The following is a 20,176-nucleotide window of genomic DNA, read 5'->3' as shown; positions in this document are numbered from 1 at the left end:
GACGATGTAGCACAAGGCCGCTCAGCTGGCCAAGATCAGACTCAGCCGACACAGAATGACGTAAGGAGCTCCAGGTGGAGCGGCGCCCGGCGTCGGCACCGGGATCGCGCTGGCACTGTCGGCCAGCGAAGCTCTGAGCGCTCTGTTCGCGCTGGGCCGGACGGCGCCGTCCTGGTCGTCCGCGCCACCAACGAACACCGCTAAGCGGACTCGTCAGGTCCGCTGGCGCTCCCGCCAGCGCTGGATGGTGCGCTTGTAAGGCTCGGGCATGTGCAGGTGCGGCACCTCGTCGTAGGTGAACACACCGAGTTCCTTGTGCTCAGAGGAGTAGACGAGATCCTCGTCGCCGACGTAGACGGCACCGAAACTGACGATGAACACGTGCCGGATCGGCGTGATCTCGTAGACCCAGGAGTCGATGATGTCGACCCCCGTGATGGTCAGCCCGAGTTCTTCGGCGACTTCCCGGCAGACCCCGTCCTCGGGGGTCTCGCCCACTTCGAGCTTGCCGCCGGGCAGTTCCCACTCGTCACGCTCGTTGCGCAGCAGCGGCACCCGGCCGTGGTGATCGACGACGAGCTTGACGGAGATCGGCAGCTGGTACTCGACGTACCCCGGATTTCTCTCGACCAGGTACGGCGGTCGCTCGGTCATGCGGGCGGTCCTTCCATGGGTGCGGCATCAGTGCGGAGTCAGAAGGAGAGCGGCGATGTCGTCGGCCCGCTTGAACCGGCCGGCACCATGGCCGGACTCGCCCTCCGCGTCCCGGATCAGCTTTTCCAGGTAGTGCAGCCCTCGATCACGGGCGTCGCTCATCGCCTCGGTCCAGGTGCGGTAGAGCCCGTAATCGGTGACCAGCCGCGCGAAGCCGTCGGTGCACAGCAGGATGCAGTCGGTGGTCGCCCATTCGCCACGGGCGGTGTGGGGGCGGAGTTGGCGACGCGGGTGGCCGGAGAACACCGATTCGACGTCACCGGACGTCATGGTGTGCAGCCGTCGCTGGTGCATCGCCGCGACGACGCGGTCCGCGTCGCTCTCGTTCGTCGCCACCGCGGCGGCTTCGCGACGGTCGAAGTAGCCGGTGGCCAGCACCACCGGGTCCGCGCCGTCGACGACGGCGGTGGCGTCGCCGATGCGGGCGATGTCGTAACCGGAGCCCCAGTCGACACAGACAGCAACGGAGCAGGCGGGGGGCACCCTGCTCGCGGGAAACGACAGGACCTCCTGCTCGCGCGCGACGTCGGCGGCGAGCGATGCCAGCAGATCGGCGGCGGAGCCCCGGTAGTCGGCGGCGCCGGCTCGGGCCAACCGCTCACCGACGCCGTTGACGAGCCACTGCACGTCGCTGTCGGCGGGCAGGGCGGTGTCGGCGTACAGGTCGGTGGCGCCGTCGATCACCCAGGCGAGGGTGCCGCGGTGGCCGACACGGTCCTCGTTCGCCCGCGTACCGCCGGCGGCGGTGATCGCTTCTCCCACCTTCATGGCTGGTCCCATTCTCATGACATCCACGAGGCCGGCACGAACATCCCCGCCCCGATCATCGCGCATCCGATGGCGACCGCTGCGGCGACCCGACGCACGCGGCTGTTGTTGACGAGAGAGAACGTACCGAAGACGACGGCTATCGCGCCGGACGCCACGAGCATGAGTCGGAGGCCTTCGATGCCGCTGCTCTGGCTGGCGATGTTGCTGGCGGTGGCGATGAAGGCCACCACGGCCGCCAGCAAGCCGAGAAGTTGTAACTGCTGGCCCTTGAACTCGGTCAACTCGGTGCGGAACCGCGTGTGTGCCTGGGCCCACCGGGCTCGCTCCTGCATGAGGTCGATCCGGATCCGGCTCGACTGGTACTGCGTGAGCCGGCGCAGGTGGTCGCGCGAGGCGCGCGGCTCAAGCTCGATCGCCTGCGCGACGGCGGCGCGGGCAGCCTCGAACTCGCCGCGCAGGGCCAGCACCCGTCCCTTCGTCTCGTAGTAGTGGGCGATGCGACCCTGGGTCAGGGTGATCGCGCGGTCGACGTGCCGCTCGACCTCGTCGAGGTCCCGCGCGGGACCGGGGTCCTCCAGGCGTTCGAGGTACTCGACCCAGAACGCCGCCAGTTGATGGACCACCGCCGCCACCTCGGGCATGGCGGCGACCGCCTGCCGGGAGTACTCGACCGAACTGCGGAGCGAGGCGAGGTCACCCTTGGCCCGGGCAACGATCGCGCGGAAGGTGTGGAAGTAGGGCTCCGCCCCGAACTCGTCCTCGTGCTGTCGGACGACCGAGCCGTACTCGGCGTGGCGTTCCTCGCGCCGCAGTCGAAGCAGAAGCGCGTAGAGTGCCGCGAACCGGGAGCGGGTGCGAACCGAGTGATCGCCGAGAACCGCGCGCAGCAGCGGTTCCGGGTCGGGGTACGCCTCGAGAACAGCTCGGACCGCCTGTGGAAAGGCCGCGTCGGACGGCGGCGGAACCTTCGACAGCGCGGCGACGAGGTGGACGCGGCCCAGCGGTGACGACTCTGTCGGGCGTGGTCTAGGAACTCGCAATCGGGAACCCCCGGTTCAACCAGGCGTACGGATGGTCGTTGTCGACTCTCGCCAGGAACCGCACCAGGGTCCGACCGCCGGTAAAGGCTGTTCGACCGTGCAGAAAGCGGTGATTGTGTACGAGGTAGCCGTCACCCGCGCCCAGTTGCAGGAAACGGGTCGTCTCGGAGGCCAGGCGACGGAACCCGGCCACGAGATCCGCGCGCCCCTCGGTGCTGTACGGACCGGCGATCCGGTCGTCGCGGTAGCGGATGCGGGCGTGGCCGGGGACGAACTCGACGACCGGTGGACCCGGTTGGCCGGTCGCCGTCCTCAGCCGCAGCCCGGCGATCGCGGCATCCTCGGCCCGACGCCGGAGCAACGCCAGCACCTGCGCGCCGTCCACCAGCGTGGCGCTGCCCCCGGCCCTCGCCGGAGTGAGCATCAGCGTGGCGAGCACGCTGGGCGGCTGTGCGTGCAGGCTGCGATCGGTGTGCGGCGACAGGGGCAGATCGGTGAAGCCGCCCTCGTTGTCACAATCGTCGAGGCGAACACGAGGCGCGATGACGGTCAGTCCGTCGGCCACCTGGTGAGGGTGGTCGACCGGAACCGTCCAGCGGTCGAGCAGTGCCCTGACCTCGGCGATGGACCCCTGCCGGATCAGGACGACACCATGGCGGGCGAGAGTGGCGGGTAGCAGATCCCGACTCACCTCGACCTCGCGTCCCGGCTCCATCAACCGCATACGTCCCGCCCGCCCGTGGTCAGTCCTCAGGTTCCTCCAGCTCGACGGCCGCCGGAAGCTCCGACCGTGCGGGGGGCCGCACCGGAGCAGGGGTGGGCAGCGCCCCCAGGCCCGCTCGGTCCAACGCGGTGTGCAGGTTTCCGACCAGTTCCTTCAGCACGTCTTCCCGGGCCTGGTTATAGGCGAGCTGTGCCGCCGCGCCGGCGGCGGCACCGGCGCGCTCGTATCCGCCCCAGGTGTCCAACCACTCGTAGGAGCCGTTGACGCGCCGCATGCGGGCGACCCAGTAGACGGTCCCCTGCTTGCGGACCGTCCAGTAGCTGCCATCGGCGGTGTAGTTCCGGTATGCCATACCGACCAACCTATCGATCGCCCCGAGTGGGCCACCTCAGCCGTGCGTCCACTTCAGACTGGGGCTGGTCGTCATGGCACCGGGGCGACGAGGGCCCTGCCCGGCAGCTACCGGCGCTGGTCCACGCCGGCCAGGTCGAACCCGCCACGATTGGCTGGGCGAGAACGTCGACCGGACGGGTTGTCACAGCGCGGGCAGCCGTACCCGACGGTCGGTAACCCGCGCCGGCCCACCTCGAAGCGGACAAGCATGCGGGCGCAGCGACCGCAGTCGTCGCCGAGCTGCCCGCTGCCGGGCGCTATCCCGGGCCGTCGCCGCTGTGCCCGCCGCACCGCGTCGGCGAACCCCGCGTGCCGGGTGCGGAGGACGACACCGGGGTCCGGGCCGAGCAGCGAACCGGTCGAGGTCCAGACCACGTCGTCGATGACGGCACTGGACTCCAGGATCGGCGTGCACGGGCGGATGTTCACGCCCCCACGTCTGGCCTCCATCGCCTCCGCCGAGAGGTAGCCGTCGAGGTCCGGTTCGACCCACACCGTCACCGGTTCGGTGTCGACGTCCTGCTCGGCGATCAGCTTCAGCGAGGGGGTCAGCGGTTTCAGGCCGAGCAGTGGTGCGCGGGGCAGCCACATGTCCACCGATCTGGCGTCCGCCAGGTCGGCGACCAGCAGTTCGATGATGTCGTGGGTCACCCGGCGGGTCACCGACGGGTTGTGGAGCGCCTCGTCCACCCCGATGATCCGCCCTCGTTCCAGCAGCTTTGCGAAGAACCGCCAGACCGCGTCCCGGGTGGTGCGCTGCCGGTGCAGTTGGTCCAGGGCGGCGACGACCACGAGGTGGTCGCGGGCGCGGCTGGCCGCCACGTTGAGCAGCCGGGCGCCCGTGCCGCCGGACTCGCCCTCGGTGAACCAGCGGTGCAGCGGGCGTACACCGCGGCCGGTGTCCACCGTGTCGTAGACGACGATGTCCCGCTCCCCGCCCTGGAAACGGTGCACCGTCGAGGCGGCCCAGCCCTCCTGCCCGGCCTCCGGGAGCAGTGATCCCAGCAGACCGGCCTGCGCGGCGAAGGGTGAGATGACACCGAGGCTGGCCACGTCGCCGTCCGAGCCGGCGGCGAGCCCGGCGATGAGCTGCGCGTGCATCAGGTTGTACCGGGAGGACATGCCCTGCTTACGGGCGGTCCGTGCGCCCAGCTGCGAGGTGTCGAGCAGGACGAGTTCCCCGTCGGCCCAGTCCGCGCGGCTGGGTCGTGGCCTGGTGGACACCTTCGGTCCGGTGATCAGTGGGCTCTCCGGATAGAACGCCTCGCTCACCACGTGGTTGATGTCGCCGCGCATGCGGTACTGCTCGGTGAGCGCCGCGAGCCGGCCCGGCGTCGCCTTCCCGCTGACCGCGAGGTCCACTGTGGCCTTTTCGAACGGGCTCTTCAGCAGCCACTCCTGGGCGGACGGGGTGTCGGCGACGACGACCGGCGGCAACTGCCGGAAGTCGCCCGCGACGATGGTGTGGCCGCTGCCTGCGCCCGCCACGAGCATCGCCAGCGCCGTCGTGGTCATGCTCGCCTCGTCGAGGATCACCACGTCGAAGGTGAGTTCGCGGAGCGTCCGCAGCACCACCTGGTGCGAGGTGGCCGCCACAACCTCGGCCTCGCGGCACACCTGCCGGCGCACCTTGAGCAGAGCCTCGTCGAGTTCCCGGACCAGGGCGGTGGCCTCGGCCAGACCCCGCTCCAGGTTCAGCCGCTCCTCCTGGTCGTCATCGGTGAGGTTCGCGTGCCGCCGTTGCAGGGCCTTGAGTTTCAGCCGCAGATCCCGAATCTCCTGCCCTTCCTGGACGCGCCTCTGGGCCAGCGCCGCACCGCGCTTGGCGGCGATCTCGTCGATCAGCACGTGCCCGTCGGCCCGCCCGACGAGGTCGGTGTCGGAGGGCTGACCGAGCCGCACCAGCCCGCCCCCGGCCAGTTCGGGGATCTCCTTCAGGACGGACTTGACCGCGATGTCGACGGCGGCGTTGGTGGGGGCGGTGAGCAGAACGCGTAGCCCGCGTACGCACAGTTGCGCCACGAGGGCGCCGATGGTGGTCGTCTTTCCCGTCCCCGGCGGGCCCCAGAGCCAGGTGACACCGGGGGTGAGGGCGAGTTGGACGGCGTACCGCTGGCCGTGGTTGAGGTGCTCGGCCGTGACGGCCGGCAGGTCGTCCGGCGCGGCGGCCCGGCCGGCGGTCAGCAGGGCGGCGGCGGCCTCGGCATTGAAGCCCGGCCCACCGTTGGCCAGCTCGCGGAGCCGTTTGCTCTGGGAGGAGAGCAACCAGGAGAGGTCGCAGCGCAGCACGGCCTCCTCCGGCACGGTAGCTGCCGGCGGCACCGACAGGGTCACCACGTTGCCGAAGACCGACACCACCTCGACGTCGATCGGCGTGCCGTCGACGACGAGCGTCGCCTGGGCGCCTTCGGACACCCCGAGGTCACCCTCGGCCTCGAACCGCATGAGCTTCCGGGAGGTGGTTTCCGCGACCACGACGCCGCCGCTGACGGGTACGTCCTGGAGGGTGCGCCGGTCGGTGACGGCCCGGAGTTCCTCGTGCAGCGCCCGGGTCGCCTGCTCGGCGATCCGTGGCCAGGCGGCGGGTACGGGACCGACCGGCGGGGTCGGCTCGTCCATCGGGACACCGATGGAGGAGGCGAGCCGACGGATCTCGGCGGCTGCGCGCCGGTTGCCGGGTGAGGCAGGCGGGCTCGGTTGTGGAGGGGCCGTCCCGGTCGCGGTCGCCGGGGCGGCCCAGCCGCGCGGTTCCCAGACGTGGCCCCGCAGATCGGCGAGGCCATGCGTCGCGCACGCGATGTAGAGGCCGCTGCTGTCGGTGCGTACGCCGGCCTGCCGCAACGCGACGAGCAGATCCTCCTGCGGCATCGGTCCCTGCGACAGTGCCTGTCGTACGGCCGTGACGAGCTTGCGCTCCGCGCCGGCACCCATGTCGACCCCCGTCACCCGCGGTCACGGCGACGGCTCCGCGCCGTGGCAGCGCCGCTGTCCCGCGCCTGAGATACGCAGGTGCCGGCGGGTGTTGTCCGCACCACACTAGGAGCGGAGGCGCCGGAGGTGGCTGGCCCGACCGGGCACGATCGTCGGCCCGGACCGCAGATCAGGCCCGCCCCTTCGTGATCATCTCTGACCGTCCAGCCGATGACACGACCGGTCCCGTCCGCGGGACCCACGTCAACGCGAAGATGCATGACTGTCTCGCCTGCCGCCGCGGACACCGCCGCTGCTACAAGACCGGTAGACGGCTCGGCCGCAGTCAGGAATGCGACAGATATTCATAACGACCGAGTCTATCGTGGACTAACCGCTACGTGTTCACACTATTACATGGCGCGTTCGGATGGTAAACCCGACCAGAGCCAAAGCCACTACCGATCGGACGCTGCGGGCAGTGGGTCCGCAGGTGGTCACGATTCGTTGCAGGCTCTCTTGGCGCGACTCGCGGACCGGAGTCGGCCACGCACGGAGGCCACACTCCAGGCAGATATCCGTCAACTCCTGCTCACCATCGATCTCGGCCTTTCCGCGGACGAGTTGGAGGAAGTCAACCTCGAAGCGCCCGCCGGTCAGGGCCGGCGGATCGACGTGGAGATCGGCCGCACCGTCATCGAGGTCAAACGACAACTCGGCCAAGGGCCTGCGCTGCGTCGGGCAGAGCAGCAACTCGCCGGTTACCTCCACGCCCGCACCCAGGAGACCGGTCAGCGGCACCTCGGCGTGCTCACCGATGGCGCGACCTGGCATGCATACGATCTGCGGCTGGGAGCGCTGACCAGGGTGGACACCCACACCTTGACGGCTGCCCGCCCATCCGGATTGAGGCTGTTCTATTGGCTGGAGGGTGTGCTGGCCACGAGCCAGCGGGTCACGCCGACCCCTGCGGAGATCGCCCTACGGCTCGGGGCCGGCAGCAGTTCATTCATCATCGATCGGGCGGCGTTGGCGGCCCTGTATGACGAGCACCAGGACGAGCCGACCGTCCGGCTGAAACGACGGCTCTGGGCCGACCTGCTCGGCAGGGCACTGGGTAAGCAGTTCGTCGACGATCCGATCCTGTTCGTCGAGCACACCCTGCTGATGAACAGTGCACATATCATCGCGCACCTCGTGATGGGCATCGACATCAGCCGGTCCGAGCCAACAGCCCTGATCCGCGGGGAACGCTTCGCCCGAGCCGGGATCTTGGGCGTCGTCGAACACGACTTCTTCGGCTGGACCACCGAGATCCCCGGCGGGCCCGACTTCATTCAGAGCCTCATTCGCCGTCTCGCCCGGTTCGCCTGGGTCGAGGCAGACCACGACGTGCTCAAGGAACTGTACGAGTCGATGATCGGTACCGAGACCCGCAAGCGGCTGGGCGAGTACTACACGCCGGGGTGGCTGGCCGAGCACATGGTCGACTCCGTGGTCACCGACCCGTTGCGGCAGCGGGTGCTCGACCCGGCCTGTGGCTCCGGCGCTTTCCTCTTCCACGCCGTACGTCGCTATCTTGCCGCAGCCGAGGCGGCCGGTCATCCGCTCGGCCGTGCCCTGACACAACTCTCCCATCAGGTCATCGGCGTGGATCTGCACCCGGTGGCGGTGGCGCTGGCGCGGATCACGTATCTGATCGCCATTGGTCTACCGCGGTTGTCCGGTAGGCGTGACGTGATCACTATTCCGGTGTTCCTCGGCGACAGCATGCAGTGGCAGGAACGACTGGATCTCTTCCACGAGGACCACATCAAGGTCGACGTCAGCGACGTTCCCGGCAGCGTTCAGGAACACCTTCGGTTCCCGAAGACGCTCCTCGACGACGCCGGATGCTTCGACGAGATCGTGAAGGGCCTTGCCGACATCGCCGCGAAGCCCCGCGAATCCGAGGGTCTGCCCTCAGTCGAGGCGTTCCTCGACCGGATGAAGATCATCGCTGAGCATCGGCCGATGCTGCGGCAGACTTTCGAGCTGATGTGCCGGCTGCACGACGAGGGACGGGACCACATCTGGAGCTACTACACCCGCAACCTCACCCGCCCGATCTGGCTGGCCAGCCAGGACGGCGACACCGACAATCGGGTGGATGTCCTGGTCGGCAACCCGCCGTGGCTGTCATACCGGCACATGACTCGGGAGATGCAGGCCGGCTTCCGGAGACTCTCCACCGAGCGCGGGTTGTGGCATGGCGGCAAGCACGCCACTCAGCAGGACCTGTCCGGTCTCTTCGCCGCTCGGTCCGTTCAGCAGTATCTCAGGGTCGGCGGCAGCTTTGCGTTCGTGATGCCCGGCGCGGTGCTCACCGCAGATCACTTCGCGGGCTTCCGCACGGGCTGGTACAACGACGCCGGTGAGGAAACGGGGGTGGCATTCACCGGCTCCTGGGACCTGCGACACCTGCGGCCCCACCCCTTCCTCATCGGCTCCGCCGTCGTCTTCGGCCGCCGAGCGGGGCTGCGCAGCTACCGCCAACTGCCCACCGTCACCGAACGATGGATCGGCCGCATACCCGTGACACAGGACGCGTGGCGGCTGGTCGAACCGGCCATCAGCAGGAAGCCGATCGACCTCCGACGCACCCTCACCGCGTCGCCGTACGGGCCGCTGATGCGAAACGGCGCGACGGTCACTCCCCGCTTCCTGTTCTTCGTCGACTCGCAGCCGGACGGGCCACTCGGCCTACGCTCCGGCCGGCGGGCCGTGCGATCGGCTCGCCGGAACAAGGAGAATCTGCCCTGGAAGGAGCTACCTGCGCTTGAGGGCGTCGTGGAGTCGGAATTCGTCCGGCCAGTGCTGCTCGGGGAGAGCCTGCTGCCGTACCGGATCCTGCCCGCCCGAGAAGCGGTCCTACCTCTGGACGGTACGACGCTCATGGCCGGCGCCACCGCCCGGATCGACTACTTTCCCGGTTTTGCCGACTGGTGGCGGCGGGCCGAGGCTCTGTGGGAAGCGCATCGGCGCAGCGACCGTCTCACCCTGGTTGAACAGCTCGATTTCCGCCGCAAGCTCACGAGCCAGTTGCATGCTCCCGCGTTGCGGTTGGTCTATGCCAAGTCTGGAATGCACATCGCCGCCGCGTTGGTGGATGATCCGGGCGCCATCATCGATCACAGCCTCTACTGGGCACCGATCTCCTGCCTGGAGGAGGGCCTCTATCTGTGCGCGACCCTGAACAGTCCACTCCTCACGGAGCTCACCCGTCCACTGATGTCCTACGGAAAGGACGAGCGGCATGTGGACAAACATGTCTGGAAGTTGCCCATCCCGCTATACGACCCCGCTGACGACGTCCATCAGCGCCTTGCGGACCTCGGCGCGGTGCAGCACGAAGTGGTCTCTCGCTTGAGCCTCGACGAGAGAGCCGACTTTACGGTCCTGCGCCGCATGGTCCGCAACGAACTCGCTCGTCACCCGGCCGGCGGCCAGGCGGACGCCCAGGTGGCCCGTCTGCTCGGCTGACCGCCCACCAGTCCGACTTCGCCTTGCAGTCCTGGCGTGGTGGGTCAGGCGTCCCCTGGTCAGCCTCAGCGATGCGCATGGGCACGCATCGCATGATCATCTCTGACCGTCCAGCCGATGACACGATCGGTCCCAGCGGCGGGAGCACACCAACACCTGATCTTGCGTGTCGTACGCCTCGGTCAGGATCTGGATCATGACGACGCACCACCCGACCACCAGGCGCCTGGTCTACGGCCACGCACAGATGCACGACTGCCTCGCCTTCGCCGACGCGGACACCGCCGCCGAGGAGGCCGCCGAGATCAAGGCGATCGCCGCCGCCCGCGCCTGGGGTGAGGCCGGGAGGATCCGGACCACCCACTTGTCGAACCCCGCCGACCCGGAGTGCTACGACCCCGACGGGGGCCCCGACGACGACGAACCGTTCGACATCAACGAGGTGAGTTCGGTCGTGGAGGGAGACTGGCCGCCGTTGGTGGCGGAACGGCCTGCACGCTGTTGCCGGAGGACCTGCGCACGCGCTTCGGTGAGCAGCAGGCAACCGTGCTCAACGGCGACCTGCTGGAGATCCCGCTGAGCGACGAGGCGGAACTGGTGGCCGAGCTGCGGCGGCGCGGCTACGAGGTACACCGCGACGACGAGCTGATCAACGTGCTCGACGGCCGCAACTTCAGCCCGCTGGCCGGCTGACCCGGACTCCCCCGCTCCGACCGCCGGCTCCGGCCGACCCGCCGGAGCCGGCAACGAATTCTGCCCATCCCGAAAAACATCCAGAACCCCCATTGGTACGCCGACAATCGCCGCATGGGAATTGCGCGTGCATGACTGTTGCCGGGACCGTCTTGTATGGTCAGACGCGTATCGCTATTGACGCGGTGGAGCTGCCGAAGAATCGCCGAACGGCAACGGTTCCACGTTTCAGCGATGGCGTCGGGATGTAACACCGTGCAACACGGAGAGGGGTGGCGGATGGCCGACGACATGGGATCGACAGTGCCGCGACGGCAGCTCGGGCGGGCGCTGCGCGAGCTGCGCACCGAGGCCCGGATGACCCTCGACGGCGCGGCAGAGGCGTTGCAGTGCAGCCGGCAGAAGATGTGGCGCATCGAGACCGGCCTCGGCGCGGTCCGCGCCGTCGACGCCAAGGCCATGTGCGAGCTGTACGGGGCGACCACCGAGCTGACCGGCGCGCTCACCGCCCTGGCCCACGAGACCAAGGCCAAGGGCTGGTGGCACTCGTACGGCGACGCCATCCCCGACTGGTTCGAGCTGTACGTCGGCCTGGAATCCGCCGCGTCGTTCATTCGCCGCTTCGACGAAGCGCTGATCCCCGGACTGCTCCAATCGCGCGCCTACGCAATGGCGGTGTATCAGCACCGCCACGAGGTGACGGAAGAAGAGCGCGAGCGCTTGGTCGAGGTGCGACTGCAACGGCAGGCCCTCCTCCACCGGCGGCTCCCTCGGGCACCCAAGCTGGAGGCGATTTTGGCCGAGGCAGCGCTGCTCCGTACGGTGGGCGATACCGCAACCATGGCCGACCAACTGCGGCACCTGTTGGAGGTCGGGCAGATGCCCAACGTCTCGATCCGCGTGCTTCCGCTGACCGCTGGGATCCACCGAGGCGCGGAGGCAGGGACGTTCGTCATCCTCGACTTTCCACCCGCCAAACGGACCACACCAGAGCCGCCGATCGTCTATTGCGAGTCGTGGACCGGAGCGCTCTACCTGGATCGACCGGAGGAGTACGCGGCCTACGAGCAGGTCTGGGCGAGCCTCGATGACCTGACGCTCGATGAGGCACAATCGAGGCAGCTCATCAATAAGCTCATCGGAGAGGTCCACCATGGCTGACTTGGCTAACGCCCAGTGGCGCAAGAGCACCCGCAGCGGCAGCAACGGCGGCGATTGCGTGGAGGTCGCCGACAATCTGCCCGGCCTCGTCGCCGTACGCGACAGCAAGGATCCGGCCGGATTCGCCCTCACCTTCTCCCCGGCCGCTTGGGCAAGGTTCGTCCGGGCGACCAAACGCTGAGGACCAGCCGCGTCACAAGGGAGCGCGCCCCGACCAACCGCGGGGACGCGTTCTCGCATGCGGAGCAGACTCCATATGCATCCGCGAAGGAACACCTCACGCCCTGCCGCTTCCCAGCGATTACTTGTTCACACTTTGCCAAAAGCGACGGATGACGACGAGTGCAACGAGCGCCATGATGGCGTAGCCCACAGGCTCCCCAGCGCTGCCAAACAAATTCTTTGTGGTCCAGAACAGACACCCGAGCAGTACCATCAGGACGAACAGCGCTATGAGGCATCCACCGAAATCGAGACCCTGGCGATTCATTGATCCTTGCCATTCATAGAGAGGGGTAGAGGCTACGCCGGATGCCAGCCCGCGTCAATCGCATCCTGAAGCCGCCCACTGAACACGGCATGCGCCTGGCGGTACTCGTTCTCTCGGTCCGCCTTGTAGAACGGCGCCGCATATCCCTGCGGCGCCGGATTCCGCTCCGGATCATCGAGGTACGCCGTAAACTGCTCGTAGTGCTCCTTTCTTTGTCCGTAGCCGAAGGCATACGAGTCCGCAGCTAACCTCCGACCCATTGAATCAAACCACATCCGCTCTTCGCGGTCGACGAGGATCGGGTAGCGCGATCGCAAGATTGCAATAAGCTCGTCAACACCCAGGCCAAGCCAGACCGCCACTAGTGCATCGATTTCGACCAGTGCGGATCGCCGAGAACGTTCTGTTCGCAACGGACTGGCATAATCCCAGACTTCATTCACTTCGCCTAGTTTCTTCAACCTCGGCCAATCTGCCGCCCAAGACTCGTGGCGCCAAGCGGGCTGGAAGAGGTGCGCCCACAGGTGTCTGTAGCCAGACACCATACAGTTCAGTCGCAACGTGCGCAGGAGTAAGGCATCGGCGAGCGGATTGAGTGGCGAGGCTGCTGGCATAGCGAGCGCATCAGCGGTCTGCACGTGGGGGCGCCCGGCGACGCGAACAAGATAATCCAACGGAAGGGATGCCCAGAAGCCAGCAGCAAGTGCCGTGTGGCGATTGTCCTCCAGCGCCAAGCTCTGGACCGAATCGACATACGACGGGCCAGGCTGAATGAGCGCCGCAAAGAGCGACCGTTCAGTGTTGAAGGCAACCATGCGCCTCCATGCCAGGCGATAATACTCGGTGTACTTGCGGCCGTGCCATCGATCCTGAGCCTCCCGGGCGCTCGCCTCACGTCCAGCGAGCACGTAATTCGCACCCGGCACGAAGTCGGCAGGAATGGTATTCAGATCGATTGGATTCCAGTCGTTATTGCTGCGGTACGGAACGCGGGGCTCCTTGGCGAATGGAGCGGCGATTCCGAAGTGAGGTCCTTGCAGCACCAATTGAGTAGAATCAGCAGGACGGCCCTGCTGCCATCGAATTAGACCTTCCTTCTTGCCATTCGCCTCATGGTATCCACTACTGACCGAAACCTTGCTGCTACCCAGCCGGCGCCGGAAAGTAGCAAGTCGCCTGATGGCGAGCTCCTCTTGAACTGTAATGGGTTGCAAAAGGGAGGCTTGAGCCAAGTCGCCCGCCGGTTCCCCCCTGAGTTCCATCCACAACTTTAACGTTTCACGATTGACCTGAATAATCCGTGATCGGTGAGGTCTTACATCCCAACTTCCGTTATGTCGCTGACCCGGCAGAGCGCCCGACCCATCGTGGTCAAGGGAATCCGAAAGCACCCTTGCTCCGTAGAGCCGACTAAGGTGAAGGAACCCGATTTCGCGAGGCGCTCCATAAACGTGGACGCCAAACTCAACATTTCGGCTCGCGTCGGCAAAAGCCCAGTTTGCTACATTCACGAACCCGCCATGAACTCGCAGCCGACTGTATGCTGCTTCCCTGAGGCGCCCCTCCTTGCTTCCTCCGAAGTGGGTGTCAGGGTGCACGAGGCCGGCAATTCCGGAGGAGCCGGTGTTGCACCAGACCTGGCAAACAATCGCCCTATAGAGATCCGGCTGGGTGCCGGCAAGAAGCGGGTAAGCTACCGGATGTGTGAGCATCGTCACCATTCCAGCGTTTGCCGCTAGTTGCTTGAGGAAGTCGTCATGTGGTGTCGGGGTTCGAAGGAGTATCGACTTACGACTCTGCCACTGCTCGATTGGGGGCTTATCCGAGAGCCGGAACCATGGATCATGCTCTGCAAGGATCGAGTCCTCCAGCCACCGCGGCCGGACCCATGGCGGATTGCCGACTTGAAGGTCGAAGCCGCCCTTAGCGAATGCCTGGGCGAAGGTGAGCTCCCAATGGAAGAAGCCCTGCTGCTCGGCGATCTGGTCGGCGGCGAGGAGCCAGGGGAATCGATCGGAGAGAGTCCAGGGCGAGTCCACGCCGATGACGCCGTCGAGCTTCCGCTCGAACTCGCTGATCTCGCTCAGGCTCGTGAGCCTCCGGCCGAAGAACCGCTCGGTGTTCTCGTCCGCGTCGCTTCGGCCGATGAGCGCTTCGGCAAAGGTGAGCCAATCGTCCAGGTTGGACAGCGTCACCTGCTGGCGAAGCTGTTCCGCCACTGTCATCCGCCGGGTGCCGGTCGCCTTCGTCGGCATCTTTGACTGCTGCGGCTGCACATTGCCGAAGAAGTCCGCCGCTTCGAAGACCACCGGTTGCTCGTACGCCGGCTCGTCCTTGACGTGTGAGACCTGGACGGGCGCGGCCGGATAGGCCGGGTCGGAGCCGTCGAGCAGTCCGACCTTGTCCAGCGGCCAGAACCACAGCGCGCACCACACGTCCATCAGCGTCTTGAGCCGCCAGTACGGCGTGCCCGGCGCGGTCAGGTCGGCGAGGATCTCGTCCCGGGGCACCGCCTCGGTGACCGGCGGCAGGTCGTCAGCGCCCCAGACCCGGATGTCGCGGCGGATCTCCTGCTCGGAGATGGCGAGGCGCTGCTGCACCAGCCCCCACAGGAACTCGACCCGCCGCGCCAGCGCCTGCAACCGCTTGACCTGCGAACTCTTGCCCTTGGTGGAGGGGACGCGCTTCATCGCCGTACGCCATGCCTTGAGCCGGGCGGTCTCGGCCGGCGCCAGCTCGCGGGCCTCCTTCTCCCCCGCGACCGCGCCCCACCCGTCGGCGGGGAGCAGGAAGTGGTGGATGGTGCCCTCGTCGATCGGCCCGTCCCGGAATGGTTGTTCCTTCGGGGCGGTGGTCAGCCAGGACTTGTCGGCGAGCTGCTTGGGCTCGTAGGTCTTGCGTCCGCAGCCGATCAGCGAGTTGCCGCGCTGGAGGTGCAGGCCGAACCAGGGGGCCTGGAGGCCGGCGTGCATGACGTTGAGCCAGAGCGACACCTCGGCCAGCTCGACAGCGGTGCGGTTGAGGTCGACGCCGTAGCTGTTGTGCAGGGCGATGTACGCCTTCACCCGCTGGAGTTCGAGGTGGTACTGCTCCGGGTCCAGGTCGACCTGCAACTCGCGAGCGCGGCGGCGCAGGTACTCGGCGGCGACCTGGTTGATCGCCTCATTGAGGAACGCCCCGGAGCCGAGCGCCGGCTCGCAGATCGTCCAGTCCAGCAGCTCCCGGGCCGGCGTGACGGTGCCGTCTTGGTCGAGGCGGTACTTGAGGGCGAGTTGGACGGTGACCTCGGTCAGCGACTGCGGGGTGTAGTAGGAGGCGCTGGTCTGCCGGTCCCGGCCGGCGAGCCGGTAGACGAACTGGCCGGGCTGGTAGCTGACCCGGCTGCGCACGCCCGTGTACGGGTCCTCCTTGTAGACGAAGACGCCGTCGTCGTACTCGTCGGCCTTCGACGCCGGGATCATCCACGAGCCGTCCTTCGGGTCGCCGTTCTTGGCGACCTCGTAGAGCTGCTCGGTGGCGACGAACCCGGTGTACGACATCAGGCCCTCGTAGACCGCGCCGAGCTGGTTGATGCCGAGCTGGGCGTACGAGATGAAGCCGCCACGGCGCTTCTTGCCGCCCTTGGTGAGCATCAGCCGGCGCAGCACCTCGTAGAGGACCTTGTTGCGCAGCCGGGTGTCGATCTTCGGCGCGTCGGCGTCGTCCACGTCGTCGGCGTCCGGCTCGGGGATGAGCCGGCCGATGAGCTTGGTCTTCTCCGGCAGGAACAGGTCCGACTTCATCGGCTCGAAGCGCAGCCCCTCCCCCTCGCTGGCCTTGTCGTCGGCCGCCGCGCCGCCGCGCGGCCGGTGGCCCTCGTTGACCATGCGGAACAGCAGGTCCAGCGACTCGTACAGGTGGTAGCTGCCCTCGGCAGAAAGGGCCATCCGCCGGGACACCAGGTCACCGAGTCGGGCGAGGCTGTAGCCCTCGACGTACTGCGGGTCGTTGACCGGCAGCACGCCCAGTTCGGGACGCGCCTCGGCGTAGAGCAGGAACAGGATGCGGTACAGGTAGCGCAGCGCCTCCCGGCCGAGTTCCTTGGCCAGCTCGTCCAGCGCCATCACCTGCTGCGGCTGGTAGCCGGCCCGCCGGATCTGCTCGAGGACCTCGTTGGCGATGAGTTCGACGGAGACCTTCAGTCCCTCGCGGAGTTCACTGGACACCCCGACGGCGTGCTGGCGGGAGCCGGCGACCAGGCCGGCCAGGGGTTCGGTGCCACCCTCGGCGGGTGGGCGCAGTGAGTCGGCGCCGAAGAGGGCGGCGACGACGTCGAGTTCCCTGTCGTCGTTGCGGGCGTACGCAGTGTCGAGGCTGACGGCCAGGTAGCAGCCCTCGCCCCAGACGGTGCGGTCGGCGAGGGTGACCACGCCACCGCTGAGGATCAGCACGTAGCGGGGCTTCGGGCTGTCGGCGGCGAACAGCAGGGACGCGAGCTTCGCGCCCGTCTCGATTGTCTCGGTGCTCGACAGGGTGAGCGGGTCGAGCAGGCGACCCGCGCCGTCCGGGTCCTGGGCCGCCTCGGTGTCGACCGCCCAACCGCAGTCCAGCGCGACGATGCCGTGCGCGGCGTCCAGTTCGGCGTGGGCGACGCGGACCTCGTACTCCTGGCCGGTCCGCTCGACGGTTACGGTCTGCGGCTGCGGGTCGAAGCCGAGCGCCTCCAGCACGTCCCGGTGGTGCTTGCGCAGCCGCTCCGGGTCGAAGAAGTCGGCGTCGGTCAGCTCGGCCTTGGCGTCGAAGAAGGGCCGGCGCATCCGGCGCAACCGGGTGCGCGGCGTCTGCTCGCCACCCTTCTCCCGCTCGGCCCACTGCTTGAGCAGGCCGCCCTTGAGGGTGGTGGGCAGGATCTCGGCGAGGTAGTGGGCGGAGAGGTACTCGCCGCGGTTGGTCAGCGACTCGAAACTCATGCGGCACTCTCCTGCGGCGGTACGAGGACGGCGAGGACCCGCAGCAGCGGGTCTCCGGCGGTTTCCAGACGGTCGAGCAGGTCGTGCTGCTCGGCAACGGTGGCGTCGACGCGTTGGCGCCGCTTCTCCCGGTGCGGGCCGGGCAGTTCGTCGAGCAGGCTGGCCTGCTGGAAGGTCGCCAACTGCTCGCGGTAGCGGCGCAGCGGCTCAGCGTTGGCCTCGGCCCAGGCGTCGCGTTCGCCTTCGAGGTAGCGCCGGGCCACGTCGACGGCCGCCGGCAGCAGCTCTTTCAACGGCGCGATCGCGATGGCCTCGGCTCGGTTGACCATGGTCGGGCCGACGTTGGCCTCGCGCAGGACCTCGTCCATGGGCCGGATGGACGGTGCCGCGGGCAGGCCGGCGACGGCCATCCAGTGCACGACCGTGGGTTGGCCGAGGCGGTTGGCGTAGACGCCCTGGATCAGGAACGTCGGCGCGGTGACCTCGGCGGTGAGCACGGGGGCCTGCTGGCGGCCGAGCCGGATCAGCACCTTGTCGACCAGCCAGTCGACCATCGGGTGCACGTCGCTGAGGAAGGCGATCTCCGGCCACATCGGGGTCCTGCTCTGCCGGGCCTGGTCCAGCTTGCGCTGGGCGAGCTTCCGGTCGAAGGTGACCTTGAGCCGCAGGTCCTCGCCCTCGCGGTGGGCGCGCAGGTAGGAGCGGGGCAGGTCGGTGAGCCGGTGCACCAGGTCGTCGGGGGCGAGGAAGGTCAGCAGCTCGTCCTCCCGGCGCAGGTCGATGTGGTCCTCGGGCCGGTCGTCGTAGATCTCGTACAGGGCGGCGTCGACGAAATCGCGGGTGGAGTCGAAGAGCTTCGGCACTCGCGCCCGGGGCACGTCGGCGGTGACCGGTGCGGTGCCGACGTCGCCGAAGAGGTCGGCCATGACGTCGATCTCCTCGTGGGCCTCCGCGTACGACTCATCCACCGTCTTGCCGGCGAGCAGGTCACGGACCAGCCGGTCCTCCTCGGCCTTGGCGTCGTAGAGGCCGGTCGCCGCCTCGACACTGCCGAGGCTGCGGTGGGCGGTCTCCTCCCGGTCGAGCAGCTTCTCGGCGACCGTCCGGTCGTCCTTGGCGTCCTCACGTTCCGAGGTGAGGATGAGCGCGCGGAACTGCGGCTGGTACTTCTGTCCGTAGCGGTCGACGCGGCCGTTGCGCTGCTCGATCCGGATCAGGCTCCACGGGATGTCGTAGTGGATCAGGTGGTGGCACTGCTGGTGCAGGTTGACGCCCTCGGAGGCGACGTCACCGGTGAAGAGCAACCGGACGTCGCTGCCGGCCAGCTCGAACTCCTGGAGGATCGTCTGCTCGTCCTTGTCGGCGACGCCGCCGTGCAGCACCCGGATCTGGTTCGGCTTCAGGCCCAGCATCTCGGGGACGACCTCGGCGAGCCACTTGATGGTGGGGACCCGCTCGGAGAACACCACCGCCCGCGTGACGCTGTTCTTCCCGACACCGATCCTCTTCAGCTCGTCGACCAGCCCATTGAGCTTGCTGGAGTCCCGGTCGGTCATCGCGGAGGTCAGCTCCGCGAGCCGGTCCAGCGCCGCCCGCTCGGTGCCGGTGGCCTTCTTCTGCCTGGCCTTCACCGTCTCGTGCAATGCCCGGTGCGAGGAGAGGAAGGACTTCAACAGCGTGTACGGGAAGAGCCGGTGCTGCCCGGTGATCGCCTCGTCGGTCCACTTGCCGGCCAGCCACACGTCGGTCAGCTCGTCGAAGATCTGCTCCTCGATCGGGCCGGCCGCGCAGTGCACCGCCTGCGACGGGCCGCGGTCGGCCCAGCGGTCGCCTATCTGGTCGCGTACCTCCGGGCTGATCTTGGTGCGGCGAAGGTAGAGGTGCGCGATGTCCTTGGCCTGGTAGTCCTTCTCGTTGGCGATGGCCGCCGGGTCGAGCAGCGAGATCAGCTGCGCGAAGGACTCCTTGTCGCCGTTGTGCGGGGTGGCGCTGGCCAGCAGCAGCGCGTCGGTCTTCGCGGCCAGGCGGCGGGCCAGCTCGTTGCGCTGGGTGCCCCGGTTGATGAGGTTGTGCGACTCGTCGATGACGACGACGTCCCACGTCGTGGCGTCCAGGTGGTGGCCGAACTGGCCGGCGTCCTTGAGCGTGTCGACCGAGATGATGGCCCGCTTGAAGTGGGTGAACGGGTTCCGCCCGGCCGGGATCTCCTGCTGGATGCGCTGGATGCCGGTCGAGTCCAGCCGCACCAGCGGGATCGCGAACCGGGTCCACAACTCGCGCTGGAACTGCTCCAGCACCTGCTGCGGCGAGACCACCAGGATGCGGTCACCCCGGCCCCGGCGGATCAGCTCGGCGAGGATCAGCCCGATCTCCAGGGTCTTGCCCAGGCCGACCACGTCGGCGAGCAGGATCCGTGGACGCAGGCCGGACAGCGCCAGCTCGACGGGGCGCTGCTGGTAGGTCAGCGGGTCGAGCAGGAACCGGTCGGTCAGGGCCAGGCCGCGTTCGGTGCGGGGCAGCGGCGTACGCCGCAGCACGGCCTCCAGGAACAGTCGGCTCTGCCGGAACCGCGACGAGGTGTCGTGGACCAGCACGGTGTCCTCGGGTCGCATCGCCTGGATCTCGTCGAGAGCGGTGAAGAAGGTGGCCTCGACGTCCTGGACGAACTCGGAGACACCCACCGCCTTGATCATGGTGCCGTCGGCGGTGCCGGTCTTCACGCTGCGGACCAGCCACTCCTCGTCGCGCACCTCGATGCGGGAGCCGGGGGCGAAGGCAGCGTCCTGGGTGGTGTTCATACGACAGGAGC

At 67.9% G+C, this 20,176-nt stretch carries 14 protein-coding genes; 6 read left to right on the top strand and 8 right to left on the bottom strand.

Annotated elements, in window-relative coordinates:
* Nucleotides 1-213: 213 nt before the first annotated feature.
* Genes O7546_RS13750 through O7546_RS13740 form a run of 3 tightly spaced genes read right to left on the bottom strand, consistent with a single transcriptional unit; the run spans nucleotide 214 to nucleotide 2,126 of the window.
* Nucleotides 214-654 carry an NUDIX domain-containing protein gene (locus tag O7546_RS13750; RefSeq protein WP_281601027.1) on the bottom strand — a complete coding sequence of 147 codons (441 nt, stop codon included), beginning with the start codon at nucleotides 652-654 and terminating at the stop codon, nucleotides 214-216.
* Between the two features lie 27 nt (nucleotides 655-681).
* On the bottom strand, nucleotides 682-1,548 hold the full coding sequence (locus tag O7546_RS13745; protein WP_281601026.1) for a protein phosphatase 2C domain-containing protein: 867 nt from the start codon (nucleotides 1,546-1,548) through the stop codon (nucleotides 682-684).
* On the bottom strand, nucleotides 1,497-2,126 hold the full coding sequence (locus O7546_RS13740; RefSeq protein WP_281601025.1) for a hypothetical protein: 630 nt from the start codon (nucleotides 2,124-2,126) through the stop codon (nucleotides 1,497-1,499). The genes O7546_RS13745 and O7546_RS13740 overlap by 52 nt, the downstream gene beginning before the upstream one ends.
* A gap of 87 nt (nucleotides 2,127-2,213) precedes the next feature.
* Here O7546_RS13740 and O7546_RS13735 point away from each other — a divergent pair, with 87 nt between their 5' ends.
* On the top strand, nucleotides 2,214-2,492 hold the full coding sequence (locus O7546_RS13735; RefSeq protein ID WP_281601024.1) for a hypothetical protein: 279 nt from the start codon (nucleotides 2,214-2,216) through the stop codon (nucleotides 2,490-2,492).
* 19 nt (nucleotides 2,493-2,511) lie between these two features.
* Here O7546_RS13735 and O7546_RS13730 read toward each other — a convergent pair whose 3' ends face one another.
* The 3 genes from O7546_RS13730 to O7546_RS13720 all read right to left on the bottom strand — a co-directional run bounded on the left by O7546_RS13730 (nucleotide 2,512) and on the right by O7546_RS13720 (nucleotide 6,573).
* Nucleotides 2,512-3,249, bottom strand: coding sequence for a TauD/TfdA family dioxygenase (locus O7546_RS13730; RefSeq protein WP_281601023.1), 738 nt, complete (start codon nucleotides 3,247-3,249; stop codon nucleotides 2,512-2,514).
* A 19-nt stretch (nucleotides 3,250-3,268) separates the two neighbouring features.
* Nucleotides 3,269-3,601 (bottom strand): hypothetical protein, encoded by a 333-nt coding sequence (locus O7546_RS13725; protein ID WP_281601022.1) that lies wholly within the window; start codon nucleotides 3,599-3,601, stop codon nucleotides 3,269-3,271.
* A 107-nt stretch (nucleotides 3,602-3,708) separates the two neighbouring features.
* A complete protein-coding gene (locus O7546_RS13720) occupies nucleotides 3,709-6,573 on the bottom strand; it encodes an AAA domain-containing protein (RefSeq protein WP_281601021.1) in 2,865 nt (954 codons plus the stop codon).
* A 486-nt stretch (nucleotides 6,574-7,059) separates the two neighbouring features.
* Between O7546_RS13720 and O7546_RS13715 the strand changes: the two genes are divergently transcribed.
* From O7546_RS13715 to O7546_RS13695, 5 genes are all read left to right on the top strand, one after another.
* Nucleotides 7,060-10,074, top strand: coding sequence for an N-6 DNA methylase (locus O7546_RS13715; protein WP_281601020.1), 3,015 nt, complete (start codon nucleotides 7,060-7,062; stop codon nucleotides 10,072-10,074).
* Between the two features lie 196 nt (nucleotides 10,075-10,270).
* Nucleotides 10,271-10,654, top strand: coding sequence for a hypothetical protein (locus tag O7546_RS13710; protein ID WP_281601019.1), 384 nt, complete (start codon nucleotides 10,271-10,273; stop codon nucleotides 10,652-10,654).
* Complete coding sequence (locus tag O7546_RS13705; RefSeq protein ID WP_281601018.1) at nucleotides 10,621-10,767, top strand: hypothetical protein; 147 nt, start codon at nucleotides 10,621-10,623, stop codon at nucleotides 10,765-10,767. Before O7546_RS13710 ends, O7546_RS13705 begins: the two co-directional genes overlap by 34 nt.
* A gap of 279 nt (nucleotides 10,768-11,046) precedes the next feature.
* Nucleotides 11,047-11,928, top strand: a complete 882-nt coding sequence (locus tag O7546_RS13700) for a helix-turn-helix transcriptional regulator (protein ID WP_281601017.1) — start codon at nucleotides 11,047-11,049, stop codon at nucleotides 11,926-11,928.
* The gene (locus tag O7546_RS13695) at nucleotides 11,921-12,109 is read left to right on the top strand and encodes a DUF397 domain-containing protein (protein ID WP_281601016.1); all 189 of its coding nucleotides are present in this window, start codon (nucleotides 11,921-11,923) and stop codon (nucleotides 12,107-12,109) included. Before O7546_RS13700 ends, O7546_RS13695 begins: the two co-directional genes overlap by 8 nt.
* Nucleotides 12,110-12,450: 341 nt before the next feature.
* Here the strand turns inward: O7546_RS13695 and O7546_RS13690 are convergent, their stop codons facing one another.
* Both O7546_RS13690 and O7546_RS13685 read right to left on the bottom strand, forming a co-directional pair.
* The gene (locus O7546_RS13690) at nucleotides 12,451-17,367 is read right to left on the bottom strand and encodes a class I SAM-dependent DNA methyltransferase (RefSeq protein WP_281601015.1); all 4,917 of its coding nucleotides are present in this window, start codon (nucleotides 17,365-17,367) and stop codon (nucleotides 12,451-12,453) included.
* On the bottom strand, nucleotides 17,364-20,165 hold the full coding sequence (locus tag O7546_RS13685) for a helicase-related protein (protein WP_281601014.1): 2,802 nt from the start codon (nucleotides 20,163-20,165) through the stop codon (nucleotides 17,364-17,366). Before O7546_RS13685 ends, O7546_RS13690 begins: the two co-directional genes overlap by 4 nt.
* Nucleotides 20,166-20,176 lie beyond the last annotated feature (11 nt).

This window comes from Micromonospora sp. WMMA1976, from assembly GCF_027497335.1.
In the GTDB taxonomy this organism is placed as follows: Bacteria; Actinomycetota; Actinomycetes; order Mycobacteriales; family Micromonosporaceae; genus Micromonospora; species Micromonospora aurantiaca.
This window is presented reverse-complemented; position numbering and strand designations above follow the sequence as displayed.